Annotated in this window: 11 protein-coding genes; 6 read left to right on the plus strand and 5 right to left on the minus strand. The window is 66.2% G+C overall.

Annotated elements, in window-relative coordinates; translation table 11 throughout:
• The 3 genes from ON44_RS46705 to ON44_RS13075 form a co-directional block, all read right to left on the minus strand.
• A complete protein-coding gene (locus ON44_RS46705) occupies positions 1 to 3,063 on the minus strand; it encodes a tetratricopeptide repeat protein (RefSeq protein WP_051181950.1) in 3,063 nt (1,020 codons plus the stop codon).
• 40 nt (positions 3,064 to 3,103) lie between these two features.
• Positions 3,104 to 4,426 (minus strand): family 1 glycosylhydrolase, encoded by a 1,323-nt coding sequence (locus ON44_RS13070; protein WP_040689634.1) that lies wholly within the window; start codon positions 4,424 to 4,426, stop codon positions 3,104 to 3,106.
• 175 nt (positions 4,427 to 4,601) lie between these two features.
• On the minus strand, positions 4,602 to 5,384 hold the full coding sequence (locus ON44_RS13075) for an IclR family transcriptional regulator (RefSeq protein ID WP_040689635.1): 783 nt from the start codon (positions 5,382 to 5,384) through the stop codon (positions 4,602 to 4,604).
• 86 nt (positions 5,385 to 5,470) lie between these two features.
• Between ON44_RS13075 and hutH the strand changes: the two genes are divergently transcribed.
• From hutH to hutI, 5 genes are all read left to right on the plus strand, one after another.
• Positions 5,471 to 7,027, plus strand: coding sequence for a histidine ammonia-lyase (gene hutH / locus ON44_RS13080; protein WP_040689641.1), 1,557 nt, complete (start codon positions 5,471 to 5,473; stop codon positions 7,025 to 7,027).
• A gap of 140 nt (positions 7,028 to 7,167) precedes the next feature.
• A complete protein-coding gene (gene hutU, locus ON44_RS13085) occupies positions 7,168 to 8,820 on the plus strand; it encodes a urocanate hydratase (RefSeq protein WP_040689643.1) in 1,653 nt (550 codons plus the stop codon).
• The gene (locus tag ON44_RS13090; protein ID WP_040689646.1) at positions 8,817 to 10,016 is read left to right on the plus strand and encodes an allantoate amidohydrolase; all 1,200 of its coding nucleotides are present in this window, start codon (positions 8,817 to 8,819) and stop codon (positions 10,014 to 10,016) included. Before hutU ends, ON44_RS13090 begins: the two co-directional genes overlap by 4 nt.
• A gap of 73 nt (positions 10,017 to 10,089) precedes the next feature.
• A complete protein-coding gene (locus tag ON44_RS13095; RefSeq protein WP_051181951.1) occupies positions 10,090 to 11,394 on the plus strand; it encodes a formimidoylglutamate deiminase in 1,305 nt (434 codons plus the stop codon).
• 49 nt (positions 11,395 to 11,443) lie between these two features.
• Positions 11,444 to 12,613, plus strand: coding sequence for an imidazolonepropionase (gene hutI / locus ON44_RS13100; protein ID WP_040689649.1), 1,170 nt, complete (start codon positions 11,444 to 11,446; stop codon positions 12,611 to 12,613).
• 22 nt (positions 12,614 to 12,635) lie between these two features.
• Here hutI and ON44_RS13105 read toward each other — a convergent pair whose 3' ends face one another.
• A complete protein-coding gene (locus ON44_RS13105) occupies positions 12,636 to 13,286 on the minus strand; it encodes a TetR/AcrR family transcriptional regulator (RefSeq protein ID WP_040689651.1) in 651 nt (216 codons plus the stop codon).
• 146 nt (positions 13,287 to 13,432) lie between these two features.
• On the opposite strand from ON44_RS13105, the gene ON44_RS13110 reads away from it, so the two are divergent.
• Positions 13,433 to 14,122, plus strand: coding sequence for a hemerythrin domain-containing protein (locus tag ON44_RS13110; protein WP_063721554.1), 690 nt, complete (start codon positions 13,433 to 13,435; stop codon positions 14,120 to 14,122).
• Positions 14,123 to 14,128: 6 nt separating this feature from the next.
• Here ON44_RS13110 and ON44_RS13115 read toward each other — a convergent pair whose 3' ends face one another.
• A complete protein-coding gene (locus ON44_RS13115; protein ID WP_083897836.1) occupies positions 14,129 to 15,211 on the minus strand; it encodes a PQQ-dependent sugar dehydrogenase in 1,083 nt (360 codons plus the stop codon).
• Positions 15,212 to 15,284 lie beyond the last annotated feature (73 nt).

The raw sequence follows: 15,284 nt of genomic DNA on the forward strand, positions 1-15,284 counted from the left end.
TCAGTCCGTCGGATCTGCTTCAGGCGAATCCGGACCAGGGTGCTCCTGCCGGAACAAGATTTGCTGCTGTAGATAAAAGATTCGGCTCCGGGTGTCGCGAGTGTCCGGATGACGCAAACCGAGGATGCGCTCTTGGTCGGCGAAAAGTTGCTCGTTCTCGGCGAGGGCCCGCCGCACGTCGGGGCCGTTCCGGAGGGCCGCGATGGCGCCTCGGGTTTTCAGCGTAGCGACATCGTCCGCGCCCAAGATACGCTCACGATCGATGACTACCTGCTCGAACTCGGCGATGGCACGGTCAGGGTCACCCGACTCGCCATACAAGTGCGCGATGTTGTGCCGAGTTTGCAGGGTGTCGGGGTGATCGGGGCCGAATACGCGCAGACGGTCCACCAGCAGACGTTCGAGTTCCGCTATTGCCCGAGGAATGTCACCGTCCTCGCCGTGCAAGTAAGCGATGCTCTCGCGAGTGTCCAGTGCGCCGGGATGGTCCGGGCCCAACACGGCGGTCTGATCGGCAAGAATCCGTTCGTATTCGGCGGCGGCTCTGGCCGGTTCGTCGCTATCGCTATACCAGTAGGCGAGGCTGTAGCGGGTGGCGAGGGTATCCGGATGGTCGGCACCGAGGATTCGTAGTTGATCGGTGAGTAGCTGCTCCAGTTCGGTGATGGCTCGTGCGATGGCGCGCGCGGCGGTGTCGTCGAAACCGACCATGCTCTCCGGGTAGCGCGCCACCCCGGTGACGTCATGTAGGCCGCGCATGTTGGTGAGGTTGAGGCGGGTCGCCAAGGTGCGAGGGTTGTCGGGGCCGAGTACGCGCAATTGGTCGGTCAGCACTGCGGCGAGTTCCGCGACGGCTTCACCCATATCGCCGCTTCGGCCACGCCAAATTGCGAGTTGGTGCCGGATGGTCAGCGTGACGGGGTGCTCGAGGCCACATGCCTCGATAAACGATGGCAGCCACGCGGCATACATATCGCGATTGATGGCCGGGCGTACGGTCTCGAGGCCGAGGAGCAACTCTCTTGCCGAGTCGGCGTCGCCCTGGCCGAGGTAGTGCCGCGTGCCCGAGCCGCGGATGTATTCGGCTGCCTGCTCGGATATCTCGGTTCCGTTATCGACCGCCGAGCCGATCGCGATAGTGATTGCCATCGCAATCGCGCCATGCGCTTCGCTGATCGCCCAGTCGAGCCGCTCGGCCTCGGCCCCGAGCACAGGAACCAGCGCACCGTGCGCAATGCCGAGCGACTCACGGGCGGTACCGGCCCGACTGCGCGTGACCAGCACACCCAGCTCGACGACGAGGTCACGGATCAGTGCCGTATGCAATCCTGAGACCAACTGTGCCAGAGCGGATTCGAACAACTCCATCGGCAGCACCGGACCGGCCCCGGCCGCGACCAGGATCGCCAATAGTGCCCCGAGCACCTCGGCGGTATCGGGATGCGCGGCGTCCAGCGCGCCGTGAACTCGATGCTGGACAACGGTTTCGAGTCCGACGCCGGCGGCGATCTCCTCGTCGGTGATGCTGGAGTGGACCTCGATCAACAGCCGGGCCAGCAGCCACCCGCCCGACACGGCGCGCGAATGACCGATGGACGGGGTTTCCACAGACAAGCTGGTGGGCGTTTCCGCGAGTAACGCATCGATCCAGCGCACCCACATCTGTGGGTCGGCCGGTTCGAGTTGGTGCCGAGTGGATTCGAACACCATGGCGGCGATGTCCTCGGCACTCGGCGGCAGGAGTTCGATGCGATGCAGGTGCGCGAGCTCCGGAATTTCCGCGATGCCGGTGCCCGCTCTTACGCCGAGGATCACTCGTACATGGGTGAATTCGTCGCTACGGGTCAGCTCGGCGATGTGCCGTACGAGTTGATCCCGAGTTCCGGCCGCCGGCTGGTCCATGCCGTCGAAGACGATGGTGATCCGGCGACCGGGGGTGCGGAGCCGGGCCAGCGGTCGCCGGATCTCGATATCGAACAGGTCGTGTTCGGGGTCGTCGGGTTCATCGACCGCGCGGGTAGCATCGGTGAAACCGGGAACCCGGTCGGACAATTGGGCAGACAGTTCGTCGGTCACCGACTCGATCGAGCTGCCGACTGTGAGAAATACAGCCGCGGTGACGTACTCGGGTGCGATCGGCAGCCCATCGACCAGACTCGGTCGTACAAGCATCGCCATCAGTGTGGACTTCCCGGATCCGGCCGGGCCGACGACCGCGCGCAGGCGGCGCCCCCCGGTTTCGACGATCTCGACAAGTCGCTCGCGAATGACATCGGTGAGCAGCAGTTGACGAGTGAGCTGGTCAACGAATCCAGCTGCGGGACGGCCGGTTACGGCATCGCGCCGCCGAGCGGCATTGGGCACCAGCCAGAGTCCGGGATCACCGCTTGCGGTCGTCGACAGCGCACCGGACGTGAACGAAAGATGCTGCGGTTGCTGGCGTTTACATGTGCTGCCGATCGGTTCGACCAGATCGGATGGCAGCAGGTTCTCACCGCGCAGCGGCAGACCACCGCTGAACGTGTCGACCATGGTCCGGGTGAAGCAGCCCGCGTAGGCGGGGCCGTCGCCGGAGGCCACCAGGAGTTCCATCCGTCCGGACGAGCGGGTGAGCATGTCGGTCCAACGGCGGGCCGCGCCCTGCACACCTTCCCCGCTCTCGCAGGCATCGATGAGCACGATCAGACCGTCGAGCTTGGATCCGTTGAGTCGTTCTCGAATGCCCTGCGTCAGGTGGAATGCGGTGCGCGAGTTGGGGAACACCGGCGGTGAGTCACGCGCGAGCAGGAAGAAGTCCTCACCGGCGGTTGCCACACCATGCCCGACGAAGCCGATCAACAGCGTCGCTTGCTGCTCCGAGGCGGTGGCGAAGGCATTGTTGACTGCCTCGGAAAACTCGTCCGCAGTTGGGTCGAGTACCGGCCCCTGCTGCGCTGTGGCAGGTTGCCAGCCACCCGCGGCGCTGAGATTCGCATACAGCTCGGTCGCCAGCTCGCCCGGAAAGCCGAGTCGGGGCAGTGCGGCACATTCGGACCCCACCACCAGCGCCAATCTACCGCCCATAGACGGAAAACATAGCCGAGTCGGAAGCAACCGTTGGCGGCTAGGGAACGCTGACGGACTGATCGCAACTATCGGGCGGATCGACCAGTCCACACTCGACCGGTGCGCGGGTCGGGCGGTAATCGGCCGGAACACCGCCGGATTGGATGATGCCGCGGTAGGCGTCGACCGCGTCCGTGGGGTGACGGGCCAGGGTGGGGTCGGTGCGGACGTCGACGGTGTAGAGGCCGAAACGTGGTGTGTAGCTGCCCCATTCGTAGTTATCGGTCAGGCTCCAGTAGTTGTAGCCGACGACGTTCATTCCGTCGGACTTGGCGCGCTGGAGCCAGTAGACGGTGTCGCGGAGGTGGTCGGAGCGGGTGTAGCCGTCGGCGCGCGGTTTACCGTCCTCGGTGGGCATGCCGTTCTCCACGACATACAGTGGGCGGTCGGGAAACAACTGCGCGTAATGGCGCAGCGCATAGTAGATGCCCTCGGTGTGAATCGGGAGTTCCCAGATCGCCGGACCTTCGTTCGAACCACCCTGTACCGCTTTGTTCGTTTCCGGCAGGGGCGCGAAATAGTAGTCGACGCCGATGAAATCGAGCTTATCGGCGATCCGGTCCACGAGCGGCTGGTTCACCTCGGTTTCGGCGCCCGCGACATAGCCGAGGTTGCTGGTGACCTGCGCATCCGGCATGTTCTGATGGATGGTGTCGTAGATCGCGTTGTGCGCCTGGGCGATTCGGTCCAGCATCGCCGGCGCTTCGTCCGGCGTGATGGCACCGATGCGCAGTTCGGTGCCGATGTAGGCGGCGGGCTCGTTGAAGGTGACCCACAGTGGGTTGCGAGAGGCATAGCGGTTCACCACCTTTCGCATACTGGCCAGCCAATCCTCGACCATGCCCGGATTGCGCCAGCCGCCGCGATCGGCGGCCCAGCCGGGATACACCCAGTGATCCAGGGTGAGCATCGGCCGCATACCGGCGGCGAGGATGCGCGCGATCACGTTGTCGTAGAAGCCGAATGCCGCCTCGTCCCAGGTGTCGGGTTGCGGCTGTATCCGCGCCCATTCGATGCCGATCCGATACACCCGGACCCCGAGATGTGCGGCCAGGTTGATGTCGGAGATGTAGCGCTTGTAGAAGTCGACCGAATTCTCGTAGTCGTCCCCGGCCTTTCCGGTTTCGATATAGCGGGTCCAATTGCTGTCCGGCGCACGGCCTTCGGATTGAAAGCCCGATGATGCGACGCCCCAGAGGAATTCCCGGCCGAACGGTGCGATGGTGGCCTGCGCGGTCGGCATGGCGAGGCTCGGCAGCAGTAGCGCGCTCGCGATGATCGCGAGCCCGACCAGGGCGCGGCGGCGCATCGGTGTTCGCATCGTGCTCCTGTCCCCATCCGGCACTGTTGGTCGTGCGTCGCCCGGCGGGCATTGCCCCGGTCGGTGATCCATCAGCGTAACTGTCTGATTGCTGAAATTCGGAAAGTCGGTCGGTGTGTCGTGGCTGCAGTCGAAAGACCTGGGAGTTTGCCCCTATTGCTATCTATTCGCGCCTTTAGCTCACCCGTCCACCGATGCGGCGGGTGAGATCGTCAGCGGTCGATCGCACCTGGGCGGCGAGACCGGACCAATCGGCAGCACAGGGGATCTGCTCGCAGTGGTGTCGCAGCGTCACGCTGATCGCCGCGATCGGTCGATGGTCGTGATCGAATGCCGGATAGGCGACCGAGGCGAATCCCGCGGTGACATGTCCGTCCTCGCTCGCCCAGCCGCGCCGACGCTCGGCGGCCAGGATGGTGCGCAGCGCCGCGAGGCTGGTCGGCCCGCGATCGGTGCGGCGTACGAAGGTCGCGGCCGACGGGAACAGTGCACGCACATGGGCGGCGGGCAGATGCGCCAGGATCGCCCGGCCCGATGCGGTCAGCTGTGCGGGCAGGCGGACGCCGACATCGGTCACCAGCGTTTCGGGACGCGCTGGGCGTTCTTTGATCAGATACAGCAGTTCATTGCCGTGCAGGACCCCGAGGTGCGCGTTGTGTCCGACCCGGCCGGCCAGCTCGCGCAGCAACGGTCCGGCCACCCGCTCCAGCGGATCGTGACGCAGATAGGCCGAGCCCAACTCGAAGGCGGCGATACCGAGGCCGTAGCGCCGTTCGGCGGGCAGCCGGGTGACGAAGCGGGCCTGCTCCAACTCCGCGAGCAGGTGATAGGTGGTGGAGCGGGGGATGCCGAGTTCGCGCGCGATGGTGGATGCGGAGATCGGTCCGGCCCGGGTCGACATCAGCTGCAGCACCGCCAAGCCGCGCCGCAGCGCCGGGATATCGCTGCTCGTTCCCATGCCACTTCCTCGGATTGTCTCGAATACCAGACAGAACCTGGCCCAGCCTCATTCTCCACCCGCCCTCGTGGCGGTGGAATGGGCCTATGCCGGATACCACGCAGTTACCGCCCGTGGAGCTGGACGGGCCGCTGACCGTCGAACGCATCGTCGCCGTTGCCCGCGACGGCGCGGAAGTTCGATTCAGCGAGGCCGCTGAGAAGCGGCTGACCTACGCGCGCCAGCATGTCGACGCGCTGGCGGCGGGCACGGTCCCGACCTACGGCGTCTCGACCGGCTTCGGTGCACTGGCCACCCGGCACATTCCGCCGCAGAGCCGGGCCGCGCTACAGCGGTCGCTGATCCGCTCGCATGCCGCGGGCGCGGGCGCGGCGGTCGAGACCGAGGTAGTGCGCGCCATGATGCTGCTGCGGCTGCGCACGTTGGCCACCGGACATACCGGTGTGCGACCGGAGACGGCGCTCACCTTGGCCGCGTTGATCAATGCGGGCATTACGCCGGTGGTGCACGAGTTCGGATCGCTCGGCTGCTCCGGCGATCTCGCGCCACTGGCCGCGGTCGCGTTGGCGCTGATGGGGGAGGGGGAGGTCACGGACTCGGCTGGCAATGTGGTTACTGCGGCAGAAGCCTTGCACGCCAAGAGAATCGAGCCGGTGACCCTCGCCGAGAAGGAAGGGCTCGCGCTCACCAACGGCACCGACGGCATGCTCGGCATGCTGGCGCTAGCGATCAATGACCTGCGCCAACTGCTCGACGTCGCCGATATCACCGCCGCGATGAGCGTGGAGGCGCTGCTCGGCACCGACCGGGTCTTCGCCGATGATCTACAGGCGCTGCGCCCGCATCCCGGCCAAGCTCGGTCGGCGCTGCGTATGGCGGCCGCGCTCGCGGGATCGGAAATCGTTGCCAGCCACCGAGGTCCGGACTGCAACCGGGTGCAGGACGCGTATTCATTGCGTTGCGCACCGCAGGTGCACGGCGCCGCCCGCGACACCCTCACGCACGCCGAACTGGTCGCCGAGCGCGAAATGGCCTCGGCGATCGACAATCCCGTCGTGCTCGCCGATGGCAGATTGGAATCCAACGGCAACTTCCACGGTGCTCCGGTGGCGTATGTGCTCGACTTCCTGGCCATTCCGGTCGCCGATGTCGCCAGCATGGCCGAGCGGCGCACCGACCGGATGCTGGATGTCGCACGCTCACACGGTCTGCCCGCCTTCCTCGCGGCCGATCCGGGTGTCGATTCCGGTCACATGATCGCGCAGTACACCCAGGCGGGAATCGTCAGCGAGCTCAAGCGCCTGGCGATGCCCGCCTCGGTGGATTCGATTCCGAGCAGCGCGATGCAGGAAGACCATGTGTCGATGGGCTGGTCGGCCGCACGCAAATTGCGCAGGGCCCTCGACGGTCTGACTACCGTGCTCGCCGTCGAATATCTCACGGCTGCGAGGGCATTGGACATGCGTTCCCCGCTGCGTCCGGGCCCGGCGACCGCGGCGGCTCTCGCCCTGCTTCGCACCCAGGTCGACGGCCCGGGACCGGACCGGCACCTCGCCCCGGAAATCGCCGCCGCTACGGAACTTATTCGTTCCGGCGAACTGCTGGCCGCGGTCACACCCCACCTCGACATCTCAGGAAAGTGAGCTCCCTTGCCGACACCCGAAGCAATCCGGTTCCCGCATAGCGAATCGGGCTCGCGCACATGGTCATACGAGGTCACCAGTAGATATGCGACACCGACCTGCGGGGCGGACGGGAAATTCGTTGATATGGAGGCAATCCGATGACACGGACAGTACGCGCGGCACGTGGCACGCAACTGACTGCCAAGAACTGGCAGACCGAGGGCGCACTCCGGATGCTGCAGAACAATCTCGATCCCGAGGTGGCGGAGCGCCCGCAGGACTTGGTCGTATACGGCGGCACCGGTAAGGCGGCGCGGAACTGGGCAAGTTTCGACGCGATCAGCCGCACGCTCACCACACTCGAGGCAGATGAGACCCTGCTGGTTCAGTCGGGTAAGCCCGTCGGCGTATTCCGGACGCACGAATGGGCGCCGCGGGTGTTGCTCGCCAATTCGAATCTGGTGGGGGACTGGGCGACCTGGCCCGAGTTCCGCAGACTGGAATCGCTCGGCCTCACCATGTACGGCCAGATGACCGCGGGTTCGTGGATCTACATCGGCACCCAGGGCATTCTGCAGGGCACCTACGAGACCTTCGCCGCCGTGGCAGATAAGCGTTTCGGCGGCACCCTCGCCGGAACCCTCACGCTCACAGCGGGATTGGGCGGCATGGGCGGGGCGCAGCCGCTGGCCGTCACCATGAACGGCGGTGTCGCCCTGGTCGTCGAATGTGATCCGGCACGTGCCGAGCGGCGGGTGCACGAGCGCTATCTCGACGAGATCGCCACCGATTTCGATGATGCGGTGCGCCGGGTCTCGAAAGCGCGTGCGGAGCGAAAGGCATTGTCGGTCGGTCTGATCGGCAATGCCTCCGAGGTGCTGCCGAGGCTGTTGGCGGCAGGAGTCGAGATCGATATCGTCACCGACCAGACCTCGGCGCACGACCCTCTCGCGTACCTGCCGCGCGGTGTCGCACTCGAAGACTGGGCCGATTACGCAGCGAAGAAGCCCGACGAATTCACCGATCGCTCCCGCGAATCCATGGCCGAACACGTCGATGCGATGCTCGGCTTTCTCGACCGCGGCGCCGAGGTCTTCGACTACGGCAATTCACTGCGCGGCGAGGCGAAACTCGGTGGCTGTGAACGGGCCTTCGACTTCCCGGGATTCGTGCCCGCCTACATCCGGCCGCTGTTCTGTGAGGGCAAGGGGCCGTTCCGCTGGGCCGCGCTCTCCGGTGATCCGGCGGATATCGCCACGACCGATCGCGCCATGCTGGAACTGTTCCCGGAGAACGAATCCCTGCGCCGCTGGATCACCATGGCCGGGGAACGCGTCGCCTACCAGGGACTTCCGGCCCGCATCTGCTGGCTCGGCTACGGTGAACGGCACCTCGCCGGACTCCGCTTCAACGAGATGGTCGCCAACGGCGAGTTGCAGGCTCCGGTGGTGATCGGCCGTGACCACCTCGACTCCGGCAGTGTCGCCTCGCCGTATCGCGAAACCGAGGCCATGGCCGATGGATCCGATGCCATTGCCGACTGGCCGCTGCTCAACGCACTGGTCAACACCGCTTCGGGCGCGAGCTGGGTATCGATCCACCACGGTGGTGGCGTCGGCATGGGGCGGTCCATCCACGCCGGACAGGTCTGTGTCGCCGACGGGACCGCGCTGGCCGGGCAGAAGATCGAGCGTGTGCTCACCAATGACCCCGGTATGGGTGTCATTCGGCATGTGGACGCCGGGTACGAACGGGCCGGCGCGGTCGCCGCGGCGCGTGGCGTGCGAATCCCCATGCAGGAGGACAAGTGACAGCGAACGGCCTGCTCGCCGAAATTGCCGATGTGGGCCGGGATACGCGGCGCGGCGGATACTCTCGACACGCCTTCGACCGTGCCGAACTGGAATTGCGGGACTGGTTCATCGAGCAGGCGGCCCGCCGCAGTCTGGATGTGACGACCGACCGCAACGGGAACATCTGGGCGTGGTGGGGGAGGCCCGGTTCCGGTGCGGTGGTCACTGGGAGTCATCTGGACTCGGTGCCCGGCGGCGGCGCGTTCGACGGCCCGCTCGGGGTGACGAGCGCCCTCGCTGCCGTGGATCTCCTGCGCGCCAAGGGCTTCACTCCCGCGAAGCCGCTTGCGCTATTGGTGTTCGCGGAGGAGGAGGGCGGACGCTTCGGTGTGCCGTGCCTGGGGTCCAGACTGCTCACCGGTGCCATCGACGCCGACCGCGCCCGCGGACTGCGGGACGCCGCCGGGATCACCTTCGCCGAGGCCGCGGCCAGCGCGGGGCAGGACCCGGATCGATTCGGCGCAGATCCCGAGGCGCTCGCCGGCATCGGCTGCTTCGTCGAATTGCATGTCGAACAGGGACGCGGGCTGATCGACCTGGACAGCGCGGTCGCCACCGGTAGCAGCATCATCGCGCACGGCCGCTACCGGTTCTCCTTCACCGGACAGGGCAATCACGCGGGCGCGACCCGCATGCCCGATCGCCACGATCCGATGCTGCCCGCGGCCGCTGTGATCGCGGCTGCCCGCCGGGTTGCCGCGGCTACCGACGATGCCAGGGCCACCGTAGGCAAGCTGATACCCACACCGGGCGGCACGAACGTCATCGCCTCGACGGTAGATCTGTGGCTGGATGCGCGCGTCGCCGGAGACGGACGCACCGCCGCATTGGTCGAGGATATCGCCGGGTTCGCACGCGAGGCCGCGGCCGCCGAGGGCTGCGAGGTCACCGTGACCGAGGAATCCTATTCGGACGATGTCATTTTCGACGAGACGCTGCGGGGCCGAATGGACGCGGTACTCGGCGATGTGCCCGCCCTGCCGACCGGCGCGGGGCACGACGCTGGCATTCTGGCGGCCCACGTGCCGTCCGGCATGCTCTATGTCCGCAATCCGACCGGTATCAGCCATGCGCCGCAGGAGTATTCGGAACCCGCGGACGTGGACTTCGGTGCCGAGAGCCTGGCTCGCGTGCTCGAGGACTTGGCGAAATGAGCGCGGACCACTGGGCGCGGGTTCAGATGTCGGATCGGCGTGACCGGAATCCGATGTGCGGGAGGTCGGCCGAATGAGCGTCTATTGGGCCGAATATGCTTGGCTGCCGGACGGATTGGCCGAACGGGTGACGATCGATGTCGCCGGATCGACGATCCGCTCGGTGGCCCGGGGAACCGAGCCGAATGGAAATGTGTTGCACGGCTTGACCGTTCCCGGCTTCGCGAATGCGCACTCACACGCTTTCCATCGCGCCTTGCGCGGGCGTACCCACCATGGCCGGGGCTCGTTCTGGACGTGGCGGGAACGAATGTACGCGGTCGCAGATCGACTGGATCCCGACTCCTACTACCGGCTCGCACGCGGGGTCTACGCGGAGATGGTGCTCGCCGGATATACCAGCGTCGGCGAATTCCACTATCTGCATCACGCGCCCGGCGGCGTGGCCTATACCGATCCGAATGCGATGAGCGCGGCCCTGGCCGCGGCGGCACAGGACGCCGGAATACGGCTCACCCTGCTCGATACCTGCTATCTCAGTGGCGGATTCGGTCAGCAGCCGGATGAACACCAGCGTCGCTTCAGTGACGGTGACGCGGCGGCCTGGGCCGAGCGTTCCGCCGCGTTCAAGCCGGAATCTGAGCTGGTGCGCACCGGTGTGGCCGCACATTCGGTGCGCGCGGTGCCCCCGCGAGCACTGGCCGTGGTCGCCCAACAGGCCGACGGCCGGCCGGTGCACGTCCACCTCTCCGAACAACCCGCCGAGAATCTTGATTGCCTTGCTGCACACGGGCTTACGCCGACCGCGCTGTTGGCGGACAACGGGTTGCTCGGGCCGGATACGGTGGCCGTGCATGCCACGCATATGAGCACTGCCGATATCCAGATGCTGGCCGACGCAAGGTCGCGGGCATGCTTCTGCCCGACCACCGAACGCGATCTCGGCGACGGCATCGGCCCCGCCCGCGAACTTCTCGACGCCGGAGTCCGGCTGTGCCTCGGCACCGACAGTCACGCGGTCGTCGACGGCTTCGAAGAGTGGCGTGCGCTGGAGTTGAACGAACGTCTCGCCTCCCACACCCGCGGACGATTCGATATCGCGGAGTTGTTCGGTGCGGCAACAGATCACGAATCGATCGGCTGGCCGGAAGTAGGTCGCCTCGAAGCGGGTGCGGCGGCCGATCTGGTCACCGTCGATCTCGGCTCGATCCGGACCGCGGGCGCCGAACCCGCGGCCGCATTGTTCGCCGCCTCGGCCGCCGATATCCGCGAGGTGCTGATCGCCGGTCGGCAGGTGGTCACCGAAGGTCGCCATATATCGGTGGAAAGTCCCGAAATTATTCTGCGAGAGGAGATTCGGGCTTTGTACGCACCGTGATCGCTCGCGGAAAAGAAAAGACAGAATCTCCACCGACAGAAAGGGTGCCGTGTCGACCCTCATCACTGGAATCGGCGAGCTGACCACCAACGCTCCGGACGGCCCGCTGCACGATGCCGCAGTGGTGCTGGAGGGTGCACGCTTCGCCTGGATCGGCCCGGCGAGGTCCGCACCCGCCGCCGATGATCAGATCGATATCGGCGGCCGCGCGGCGTTGCCCGGGTGGGTCGACAGCCACACCCACCTGGTCTTCGCCGGTGATCGCACCGCCGAATTCGAGGCCAGAATGGCCGGTCAGCCCTACCGTGCCGGTGGTATCGCAACGACGGTCGCCGCCACCAGAAGCGCCTCGGACGAACAGCTTTCGACCAACCTGCGCCGCCACGTCACCGAGGCCTACCGCCAGGGTACGACCTGCCTGGAGACCAAGACCGGATACGGCCTCAGCGTGCCCGACGAGGCACGCTCGGCCCGCATCGCCGCCGCCATCGCCGACGAGGTGACCTACCTCGGCGCACACCTGGTGCCGCCCGGTGCCGATGCCGAAACCTACGTGGACCTGGTCTGCGGCGATATGCTCGACGCGGTCGCACCGCATGTGCGCTGGGCCGACGTCTTCTGCGAGACAGGCGCTTTCGACGAGGATCAGTCCGATCGCGTACTGCGCGCCGCGGCTGCACGCGGACTCGGTCTGCGCGTCCACGGCAACCAGTTGGGCACCGGCCCCGGCGTACAACTGGCCGTCCGGCACGGCGCGGCCAGCGTGGATCACTGCACCTACCTCACCGACGCCGATGTCGAGGCCCTCGCCGCCTCGGACACCGTCGCCACTGTCCTACCCGCATGTGACCTGTCCACCCGCCAACCCCTCGCTCCCGCCCGCGCACTGCTCGACGCGGGTGCGACCGTCGCACTGGCCACCAATGCCAATCCGGGCAGTTCCTACACCACATCCATGGCCTATTGCGTCGCGACGGCCGTACTCCAGATGGGCCTCTCGATCGCCGAAGCGGTGTACGCGGCCACCGCAGCGGGCGCGAAAGCATTGCGCCGCAACGATGTCGGGGTCATCGAAGTCGGTGCCCGAGCCGATCTGCAGGTGCTCGACGCCCCCTCGGTCACCCATATCGCGTACCGTCCGGGCGTCCCACTGACGCTGGCCGTCTGGCGCTCGGGGCAACGCATACCGGCCGCCGAATGGTCCAGCGCCACAGGATGATCGAGTGTGGTGCTGTGCGGGCCTATGAGTTTTCGAGCGAGCGTAGCGCGGCATCCACGAGAGTCGTTGCGGCGCGGGCACATACCTCGACGGCCGCACCCGGCTCGAGGCCGCGCACATCGATCAGCACGATGAACGCCTCCCAACCCACCACGAGCGCGATACTGGACACGAGATCGTCGAACTGCCGCTGGGGCATGCGATCACGCAATGGTTCGAGCGCCCATTCGATCCAACGCACCCGACGATGCCCATGTCGTGGTGCATCCTCCGCGGGTGGGTCGACGGTGAGCTTCACCAGCCGCCGCCCCATCGGTAGCAGCTCGGTGATCTCCGCACCCATCGCGCGCACCAGTTCGGCGATGCGCACGCGCGGGTCCGCGGAATGGATATTCGTCAGCGCCTCATCGGTATTCGCGCTGAGCAGGCCGATGGTGGCGTCGAGCATCAACTGGTCGAGAGTGGGGAAATGCAGGTAGACGGTGCGTCTGGACACGTCCGCAGCGGCGGCGATGTCGTTGACCGAGGGTTCGATGCCGCGGTTCAGCAGTGTCATGGAGGCGTCGACGATGGCCTTGCGGGTGCGTCGGCGCTGGGCGACGCGGCCCGAAGTGAGCTGGGCGGTCTCCTCGACCTGGGTGGTCTCGCTGACCCGGGCACGGTGCTCGGTCATTCGCTGCGTGTCCTCCGAGTGACATCTTGACAGTGTTAGCTCGGCCAAAACTATACTAAGTTGCACTTATTGCACAGGAGTGCATTTAGTATCGGGAGGAACTAAATGGCTATCGGGGATCTTCTGTCTGCGCTGGAGCAGGTGTTATGAGTCGCCGGGCGGCCGAGTCGCCAGGTTGTGATACCCACGACATGGTGCTGGTGCACCGGGTGTTCCGACGCGAATTCCGTTTGCTGGCAGACATTGTCGAGGCGACCTCGCCCATGGACGCCGAACAGGTAGCGCGGGTGAGCGCACATGCGCGCGAGATGCTTGCCGCACTGCATCATCACCACAGCAATGAGGACGAGCTGGTTTGGCCGAAACTGCGTTGGGCGGAACTGGATTCGACGCTGGTCGATCTCATGCAGACCCAGCACGAAGAGGTCGATGCGCTCATGCGCCGCGTCGATTCCGAACTGTCCGAGTGGGAACATCAGGGCGGTGCGGAAACGGCGGATCTGCTGGTCGAGGGGCTACGCCGACTACATGAGGCGCTCACCGAACATCTTCGCCTGGAGGAAGATTCGGTACTGCCGATGGTGGCCGAGACCTTGACCGAGTCGGAGTGGGCCGAACTCGGCAAGCGCGGTTTGGCATCGTTTTCGAAGGGGCGGGCGCTGGTATTCCTCGGTCGTATCGCCGAGGAGGCCGATGAGCGCGAGTGGTCGGAATTCGCCGGGCATCTCCCGGCTCCCGTCCGGCTGCTGTATCGAGTATTCGGCCGTCGTGGCTATGCCAGGGAGACCGCACTGCTGCGCCGCGATCTGCGCTCGGTCGGAAAGGTTGTGAAATAAGGGAACTCAGCGCGCCGGGAAACGGATGATCCGATCATCACCGGCACGGACGTCACCGCGGCCGTCCGTATTGGAGGTGGTCAGCCACAGTGCGCCGTCGGGGGCTATCGTCACCGTGCGCAGGCGGCCCAGGTCGGGCAACTGGGTCTGTGGTGTGCCCAGCGTGCCGTCGTGCAGTGGAACCGTCCACAGTCGTTCGCCGCGCAGCGCCGCGACGTAGAGGGTGTCTCCGGAGATGGCAATACCGGACGGCGATGCCTCCGAAGGTCTCCAAATGACCTGGGGGTCGGTGAATCCCCGATCGGTGCCGCCTTTACCTTCGACGATCGGCCAGCCGTAGTTGCGGCCCGGCTCGATCAGATTGACCTCGTCGAAGGCGTTCTGGCCGAACTCCGCGGCGAAGAATCTGCCTGCCCGATCCCAAGCCAGACCTTGCACATTGCGGTGTCCCAGGCTGTAAACCGGCGAACCGGACGTTGGATTGCCCGGTGCCGGAGCGCCATCGGGTGTCAGCCGCAGGATCTTGCCGTTGGGGCTCGCCGGATCCTGAGATCTGGCGCCCTGCCCCGCATCGCCGGTTCCGACATACAACATGCCGTCGGGTCCGAACGCGATCCGGCCGCCATTGTGGTTGCCGGCCTTGGCGATACCGGCGAAGATGACCTCCGGTTGCCCGTCGAGCCGGAACCGCACGATCCGATTGTCGTCGGCAGCGGTGAAATACGCATAGACATACCGTGTTTCGGCATAGTCCGCCGCCACCGCGAGCCCGAGCAGACCGCCCTCGCCGCGCGCCACCACACCCGGAACCTCGTACACCTGCTCGGGCTCGCGTCCAGGCACCACCCGCAGAATTCGGCCGGTATCTCGCTCTGCGACCAAGGCGCCACCATCAGGCAGAAAGGCCAGGCCCCACGGCACATCGATACCGTGCACGACTTCCTCCCCCGCAGCCAGATCCGGCACCCCCGATGACGTGCTGGGCGCGGTGCTCGTGACAATGCCCGGCCCGGCGCCGGAATCGTTGCCGCATCCGGCCACCGCGCCGATCATCAGCACGGCGATCGCGAGCCCGATGAATCTCCGCATGCATATCCCTCCGACTGATCATTCGGCGGTGCTGTCTCGATCGTGCCCGCTTACCTGCCGGTCCGCCATCCGC

The sequence above is a fragment of the Nocardia vinacea NBRC 16497 genome (assembly GCF_000308835.1).
Lineage (GTDB): Bacteria > Actinomycetota > Actinomycetes > Mycobacteriales > Mycobacteriaceae > Nocardia > Nocardia vinacea.